Annotated in this window: 4 protein-coding genes and 1 pseudogene; 2 read left to right on the plus strand and 3 right to left on the minus strand. The window is 73.0% G+C overall.

Annotated elements, in window-relative coordinates:
- On the plus strand, positions 1–2,964 hold a 2,964-nt coding region (locus tag V7793_RS29660), incomplete at its 5' end, for an ATP-binding protein (protein WP_336012195.1).
- Positions 2,961–4,439: a hypothetical protein gene (locus tag V7793_RS29665; protein WP_336012198.1), complete on the plus strand. Its 1,479-nt coding sequence runs from the start codon at positions 2,961–2,963 to the stop codon at positions 4,437–4,439. The genes V7793_RS29660 and V7793_RS29665, both read left to right, overlap by 4 nt.
- Positions 4,440–4,527: 88 nt before the next feature.
- On the opposite strand, the gene V7793_RS29670 is transcribed toward V7793_RS29665, so the two are convergent.
- The 3 genes and pseudogenes from V7793_RS29670 to V7793_RS29680 all read right to left on the minus strand — a co-directional run.
- Complete coding sequence (locus tag V7793_RS29670; RefSeq protein ID WP_336012202.1) at positions 4,528–6,189, minus strand: MDR family MFS transporter; 1,662 nt, start codon at positions 6,187–6,189, stop codon at positions 4,528–4,530.
- A gap of 79 nt (positions 6,190–6,268) precedes the next feature.
- Positions 6,269–6,925 carry a hypothetical protein gene (locus V7793_RS29675; RefSeq protein WP_336012205.1) on the minus strand — a complete coding sequence of 219 codons (657 nt, stop codon included), beginning with the start codon at positions 6,923–6,925 and terminating at the stop codon, positions 6,269–6,271.
- A gap of 116 nt (positions 6,926–7,041) precedes the next feature.
- Positions 7,042–7,512, minus strand: a pseudogene (locus V7793_RS29680) (hypothetical protein); the annotation flags it as partial.

The raw sequence follows: 7,512 nt of genomic DNA on the forward strand, positions 1-7,512 counted from the left end.
CCCCGCGCCGCCGGCGCCCCCCGCAGCGCCCGGCGGCCACGGCCCCGCTTCCCCCTGGACCAGCTGAGCAGCATGAACCAGCAGAGCGACAGGACGCCCCCGCCGGGCGTCCTGACCGTCGGCAACGGCACGTCGGTGTGGGCCTGGGCGGCCGTCCGTATCGAGGCCGCCGCCGACCTCACCGAGACCAGGGAGTACGCCGACCTCCCCGAGGACGAGCGCCGGGTCAAGGCCGTCGCCGCAGAGGCGGCCTGGCTGGCGGGCCAGTGGGACACCCGCCACGACGCCCGCATCGAACTGCGGTACCTGACCGACCCGGCCGGGCGGCGGATCTCGTGCGCTCTGCTGGCCCGGGTGCGCGGCGACGACCCGCACGATCCGGCCGCGGCACAGGAGTCCGCGGTCGCGGCGGCCCTCGCGCTCCGCGACCGGCTGGCGCAGCTGCCGCACCACGTGCACACCGCCCCGGTCGAGGACGCGGCCGAAGTGGCGCGGTGGCTCACGCCGTTCACCCCCGACCCGGCCGGCCTGGCCGAGATCCGCAAGCGCTACCGGACGGGCCTGCCCAACCGGCCCGACGCGGGCGTGCAGTACTACCTCGCCCCGCAGCCGTTCACCGCCGCGGCGCCGCCGTGGGACGCCCTGTGGCAGGCGCTCGCGGCACACCCGTACCCGGTCATGCTGACGGTCGGCCTCGAACCGTACCGGGTGCCCGACGACCTCGGGCCGATGCTGCACCAGATCGCCACCCACTACGGGCGGCTGGGGACGCCGGGGCAGCTGCCCGAGGGCCTGTGGGGCCCGCCGACCCAGCTCTCCCCGGACAACTTCGCCGTGGACGCCGCGAAGGTGTACGCGGACGCCGCGCGCCGCTACACCGACCGCGCCTTCCGCATCCGCATCGCGCTCGCCTCCCCGAACCCGCTCCCCGAGTCCCTCGCCGAACTGGTCGGCGCCACGGTCTCGCCGCAGGAACGGCCCGGTCAGGGCACCGCGCTGACCGAGACCTTCACCGGCCCGGCTCACGTCACCGTACGGCCGGCGCCGCCGGAGCTGGCGGCGGCGTGGACCGGGATCACGACGCTGGAGCACGCCCGCTGGGGCGGCGACCAGCGCTGGCAGCTGCCCGAACCGCTGTCGCCGCCGCTGCGCCTGCTCTCCGAGCTGGTCGACGCGCGGGAGGCGGGTGCGGCGCTGCGGCTTCCCCTCGCCGTGCACGGGCACATGACGGGCTTCCCCGTACGCAGGCCCGACATGGCCCTGGAAACCGACTACCGGCCGCAGGGACCCGCCGTCGAACTCGGCCGGCAGCTGGTCCACGGCGCGCCGGCCGGGCCGCTCGGCGTCGAGCTGGGGTCCCTCTCCCGGCACGCCCTGTTCGTCGGGACGACCGGCTCCGGCAAGACCAACACGACTTTGGCCTTCTGCCAGCAGCTCTGGCGGGACCACCGGGTGCCGTTCCTCGTGCTGGAGCCCGTGAACTCCGAGCTCGACGACTACCGCTGGCTCGCCACCCGCCCCGGCTTCGAGGACCTCCTCGTCCTCACCGTCGGCGACGAGAACACGGCGCCGTTCCGGCTCAACCCCTTCGAGGTGCCGCACGGGGTCCGGATCAGCACCCACACCGCCGGGCTGCTCGCCTGCTTCGACGCGGCGTTCGGCCTCTGGGACCCACTGCCGGCCATCTACAACAAGGCCCTGCGCAACACGTACGCACGGAAGGGCATCGTCCCCACCGACGTCTCCACGCCCGCCCACGACGGGGCATGGCCCACCCTCCGCGACTTCATCGCGGAGATGCGCAAGGAATGCGACCAGCTCGGGTACTCCGGCGAGGTCAAGGACAACATCATCGCCGCGTCCCGGCTGCGGGCCGAGTCCCTCGCGGAGGGCGCCTGCGGCAGCACGCTGGACTGCGCACGCTCGTACCCCGTCGAGGAGCTGCTCAACCGCCCGGTCGTCATCGAGCTGGCCGGCGTCGGCGACAACGAGAAGGAGCAGTCCCTCGTCACCGCGCTGATCCTGCAGACCATGACGGAGCACTACAAGGCGACCCGGCGGGGAGACGGCCTGGCCCACGTCACCGTCATCGAGGAGGCCCACCGGCTGCTCGGCCGCCCCGTCGCCTCCGGCGGCGACGGCAAGGAGGGCAACGCGCAGGCCCGCGCGGCGCAGGCCTTCGCCAACACGCTCGCCGAGAACCGCAAGTACGGGGAAGGCCTGGTCATCGTCGAGCAGGTCCCCGAGAAGCTCGTCGAGGACGCGTACAAGAACACCAACCTCAAGGTCATGCACCGGCTGCCGTCCGCCGCCGACCGGGAGCTGATCGGCGGCACGATGCGGTTCGCCCCCGACCAGGAGCGGTTCGCGTCGTCCCTGGAACCGTTCCAGGCCTTCGCCCACCACGACGGCATCGACCGCCCGGCCCTCATCCGGGTGCCGAACGTGCGCGCCGAGGCGGCTGCGGAGAGCGGGGTCGCGCGGGCGCCGCTCGCCGACAACGCGGAACTGGCCGACCGCTTCCGCGCGTTCGCCGCGGCCACCCCGGCCGTCGACGCGGCGCTCGCCCCCTTCGCCGACTGCGAGGGCTGCCGGCACCGCTGCGCGTTCCGCTCGCGGGCGGCGACCGCGGTGTGGCCGGAGCACGGTACCGAGCTGAAGAAGCGCGTCGCCGACTATCCGAAGACCTCGGCCGCCCAGGCCGAGTGGTGGTCCCGCACCGCGGAATGGGTCGCGGACATCGCCGACGCCGTGGCCCCTCCGGGCGCGGCGGCGGACGCGGTCGACGACTACCGCGCCTGCGTCTTCATCCACGTCGCGCAGGCGGCGTGGAAGAGGAAGACGCTGCCTTGGGTGCGGCTGTATCGCAGTAGGGCGGGGGCGGGGGCTGGTGCGGGGGCTGGGGTCGGTGCCGGTGGTGCTGGTGGGGCCGGTGCTGGTGCTGGTGCGAGAACTGAGTCATGAGCGACCGCCCCACGGAGAGGGAAGAGCCCCCCGAGCAACCGCCGGGCCCGGAATCCGGGGCGGACGAGGCCCCGGAACCCACGGAGGCGCAGGACGCGCCCGAACCGTCCGCGCCTGAGCAGGCAGAGCAAACCGAGCAGGCTGAGCAGGCTGAGCAGGCGGCGGAATCCGGCGACGCCTCCGGCGGGAGCGATTCCGACGGCAGCGAGGCGTACGACGACGCACCGGAACCGACGGAGGCGGAGGAGGCGGGGGACGCGGGGGAAGCCCCCGAGCCGACGGAGGCGGAGGATGCGCCCACTGAGTCCGAGGACGGGGGCGAGCCCTCTGATGGGGGCGATTCCTCTGACGAGGCCGGGCCTTCCGACGGGAGCGAGGCGTCCGACGCCGCGCCGGAGCCGACGGAGGCAGAGGAACCGGGGAAGACGGAGCGGGCCGAGGAGCCGACGGAGGCAGAGGAGCCGGAGAAGGCAGCGGGACCGGAGGCGGAGGAAGAGCCGGATAAGGCCGAGGACGCGGAGGACCCTGAGGGTCTGGAGGACGCGGAGGAGCCGGAGGGTCTGGAGGATGCCGAGGAGCCCAAGGACGCGGAAGGCGTAGAGGACCCGGAGGACCCGGAAGAGCCGGAGGAGCCGGAGGAGCCCGAGGAACCCGAGGAACCGGAAGAGCCTGAGGAACCCGAGGAGCCCGAGGAACCCGAGGAACCCGAGGAACCGGAAGAGCCTGAGGAACCCGAGGAGCCGGAAGAGCCCGAGGAGCCGGAAAAGCCCGAGGAACCCGAGGACGCCGACAAGGCCGACAAGGCCGACAAGGCCGACAAGGCCGAGGAAGACGCCCCGGAACCTGCGGATGCGACCGATACGGACGAGGCGCCCGACCCCGCCGAACCGACTGAACCAGCTGACCCCGCGGAACCGGCGGAACCGGCGGAACCGGCGGAACCGGCTGCGTCATCGGAAGGCTCGCGGAACTCGCCCGAGTCCCCGGACGACGCTCAGGAGCCGGCCGACGCCACGAAGGCAGGCCCGGCGGAGGGGGTAGCGGAAACGCCCTCGCGCGCTGAGACCCCGGACGACCCGGACGAAGCTCCCGAACCTGCCGAGCCTCAGGACGACCACGCGAGGCGTGCGCCCGAGAGCCGGCAGGAGCCGGACGCCGAGGCACCCCGGCGCTCGGAGCCCGAGGCGCCCCCAGCGACCGAATCCCCGGACAGCCCGGACCACCCGGAGGTAGCCCCTGATCCGGACGCCCCCGCGGCGGCCCCGGAACAGGACGAACGGCCCTCCGGCGGCGCGCGCTCGCGTGACGCGCCGGAAGACCTGGACCCGACGGACGGGGCACAGGACATCTCCGACGAGTTCAATCGCGGCAGCGACTCCGAGGCCGACGACACATGGATCAGGCTGCGCTCCGGAAACAACCGGCGGAGGCTCGGCACCTCGAACGAGGGCGACGGCGCAGGCAGCGGCGGCTGATGGCGAGCAGGGCCCGGGTCGGTGACCCGGGCCCTGCTCGCTCGCTAGCTCGCTTGCTCGCTTGCTCACTCGCACCGCTGCGCGCGCGTCACTGATGTGCCGCGACCTTCTTCGGTGACGGAGCCGAGGGAGCCGTTGCGGCATCGGTCTCCGGGCGGCGGTCCCGGGGGATGAGGGCCAGGACCAGGCCCAGGGCCAGCAGGAAGCCGCTCACCAGGTAGACCGTCTGCATGGCCTGGGCCATGCCCTCCAGGAAGGGGTGGGCCAGGCGGGCGTCGGCGTGGGCCAGGAAGGAGCTGTCGTCCAGGGAGACGGTGCCGTTCCGGCCGGCGAGCAGGGTCTGGTTGGCGGCCTGGGAGGTCACGGACGGGTCGGCGAGGGCCTCCTTGAAGCCCGGGTCGGAGGCGGCGCCGGCGTAGGCGTCGGAGATCCGGCCGCCCACCGAGCCGAAGAAGAGCGAGAAGAAGACGCTGATGCCGACGGTGCCGCCGATGGAGCGGAAGAAGGCGAAGGACCCGATGCCGGCGCCCATGTACTGCGGTTCCAGGCCGCGCTGGATGGCGACCAGCATGACCTGCCAGCACACCCCGATGCCGATGCCCATGACGGCGGCGGCGACTGCGGGCTGCCACAGGGCCGTGTCGGCGCCGAAGGTCGCGAACCAGAACGTGGCGGCCATGATGAGGACGATGCCGGTGAGCATGGCGCCCTTGAAGGTGCCCGTGCGGTTGACGTAGGCGGTGCACAGCCGGCCGGCGGCGATGATGCCGAAGGTCTGCGGCAGCATCATCAGGCCCGCTTCGGTCGGCGAGAGACCCTTGACGATCTGGAGGTAGAGCGGCAGGACGGCGAGCGAGCCGAAGACGGCGGCGCCGACGATCGTGTTGACGCCGTTGTAGAGGGTGAAGACGGGGTTGCGGAACATGGGGGTGGGGAGCAGGGCGGCACCGCCGGCCCGCCGCTGTGCCATCACGAACAGCACCAGCCCCACGGCTCCCACGCCGAACAGCCCCAGCGTGCCGGCCGAGCCCCAGCCCCACTTCGGCCCTTCCTCGACGGCGAAGAGCACGGGCACCAGGAAGAGGACGAGCGTGATGACGCCGGCGATGTCCGGCTTGTCCTTCGAGCGGTTGTTCTGGATGCGCACCTGGCTGAGGACGATGAGGACGGTGGCGATGCCGATCGGCACGTTGATGAAGAAGGCCCAGCGCCAGCCGGCAGCACCGGCGAAGCTGTCCAGCCCGGCGAAGAACCCGCCGACGACCGGCCCGACCACGGCCGAGACGCCGAAGACGGCACCGAACCAGGCCTGGTAGCGGCTGCGTTCGGCGGGCGGCAGCAGATCGGCCAGGATGGCGAACGCGAGGCTCATCAGACCGCCCGCGCCGAGTCCCTGGATGCCCCGGAAGACCGCCAGCATCACCATGGACTGGGCGAGCCCGCACAGCACCGAGCCGACGACGAAGACGGCCACGGCGATGACGTACAGCGGCCGGCGCCCGTAGATGTCGGAGAGCTTGCCGTAGAGGGCCGTGGTGATCACCGAGGTGATCATGTACGAGGTGTTGGCCCAGGCCTGCTGCGAGAGGCCGTTGAGGTCGTCGGCGATGGTGCGCAGCGCCGCGGAGATGATGGTCTGGTCGAGCGCCGACATGAACAGGCCGAGCATCAGGCCGGCCATGACCAGTCTCATACGGCGCCGGTCGATCACCGGGGCGCCCGGGGTGCCGGGGGCAGCTGTGTCCGTCATCGTCGTTCCATCCATCCCTTGGCGTGAGGCGATGACTCAAGGATGGAATCTCAAGCAAACTTGAGGTCAAGACAGATGATCAGCTTTCTTCGTCACCGTCGGGGTCCTCGTACGGGGCCTCCTCCATCAGCCGCTCGGCGATGTCGTCCACCCAGGCTTCGGCCCAGCGCAGCAGCTCGGCGCGGTCGGTGTCGTCGAGTCCGTAGGCCGCGAACTCGGAGTCGGCGATCCACTCGGCGCCGGCGAGCCGGGCCTGGAGGTCGGTGAGGTCGAAGGCGGCGGCGCCCGCGGCGGCGTGCCGGCGGCCGAGCTCCTCCAGCTCGATGTGCGACCGGTCGGCGGATGCGGCCCGCACGTCGACGAGGTCCCGGGCGAGGCCGAGGTCCGCAAGGTCGCGCACGGCCATGCCGACCACGTCCTCGACGGCGGGCACGGGCCCGTACGGACCGAGCACCGGCGGGCGCCACAGGGTCTCCTTGCGGAGGGCGACGGCGCAGTGCTCACCGGTGGCGGCGTCGGTGACGGCGAGCCGGGCCTCGTCGAGCGGTTCGGCCTGCCAGCCACGCTCCCGCAACCCGTCGCAGACGGCGGACACGAGCTCGGCCAGGGCGTCCGGGGCCTCGGTGACCAGCTCCAGGCCGGTGTCCCTGCGGACGGCCCCCGGTTCCAGGAGCCCGTGCGCCTCCCGGGCGTAGGAACCGCTGAGGACGAGCGGATACGCGGAGCCGGCCGCCATCACGTCCGGCAGCAGACGCCGGTGCAGTCCGTGCGGACCGTTCGGACCGTTCGGACCGTTCGGACCGCTTCCGTACGAGCCGGGCAGCGGCGGGGTGGGCGGCAGCATGATCGCGATTATTCCGGAAGGACGCCTTCGACCAGGTCGGATACGCGCTGCAGCTCGGGCTGGATCTCGTCCGCCTCGGCCCGGTCGACGGCGGCGAGCCGCCACCACACGGCGCGCGCGTTGCGCAGGACGCGGCGGGTCTCGTCGGCGGGGGCCTGCGCGTTGTGGCGGCGCTCGGCCGTCCGCAGGTGCAGCCGCATGATCGCGGCCCAGTCCTCCTGCAGCAGCAGCGCGAGCCAGGCCCGCGTCCCCAGCACGCCCACAGTGTGCGGGTGCAACGGCCCGTACTCCTTGTCGAGCACCCCTTCCAGCTCCCGCGCGGCCAGCGCGGCCCCGACCAGATCCCCGCGCAACTCGGCGGCGACGATCCGCCCGAAGCGCTCGGTGTGGTGCGGGGGGAGGGGGGTGGACCAGGCGGGGGCGGGCGCGGGCATGGGGACCGGCGGGGCGGGCACGGCCGGAGGGGCCTGGAGGGGCGG

It is taken from the genome of Streptomyces sp. KLMMK (assembly GCF_036961605.1).
Taxonomy (GTDB): domain Bacteria; phylum Actinomycetota; class Actinomycetes; order Streptomycetales; family Streptomycetaceae; genus Streptomyces; species Streptomyces telluris.

Excerpts from the sequence above, each read along its gene's own strand:
- V7793_RS29665 (WP_336012198.1), top strand. The coding sequence starts at position 2,961 with ATGAGCGACCGCCCCACGGAGAGGGAAGAGCCCCCCGAGCAACCGCCG.
- V7793_RS29675 (WP_336012205.1), bottom strand. The coding sequence starts at position 6,925 with ATGGCGGCCGGCTCCGCGTATCCGCTCGTCCTCAGCGGTTCCTACGCC.
- V7793_RS29670 (WP_336012202.1), bottom strand. The coding sequence starts at position 6,189 with ATGACGGACACAGCTGCCCCCGGCACCCCGGGCGCCCCGGTGATCGAC.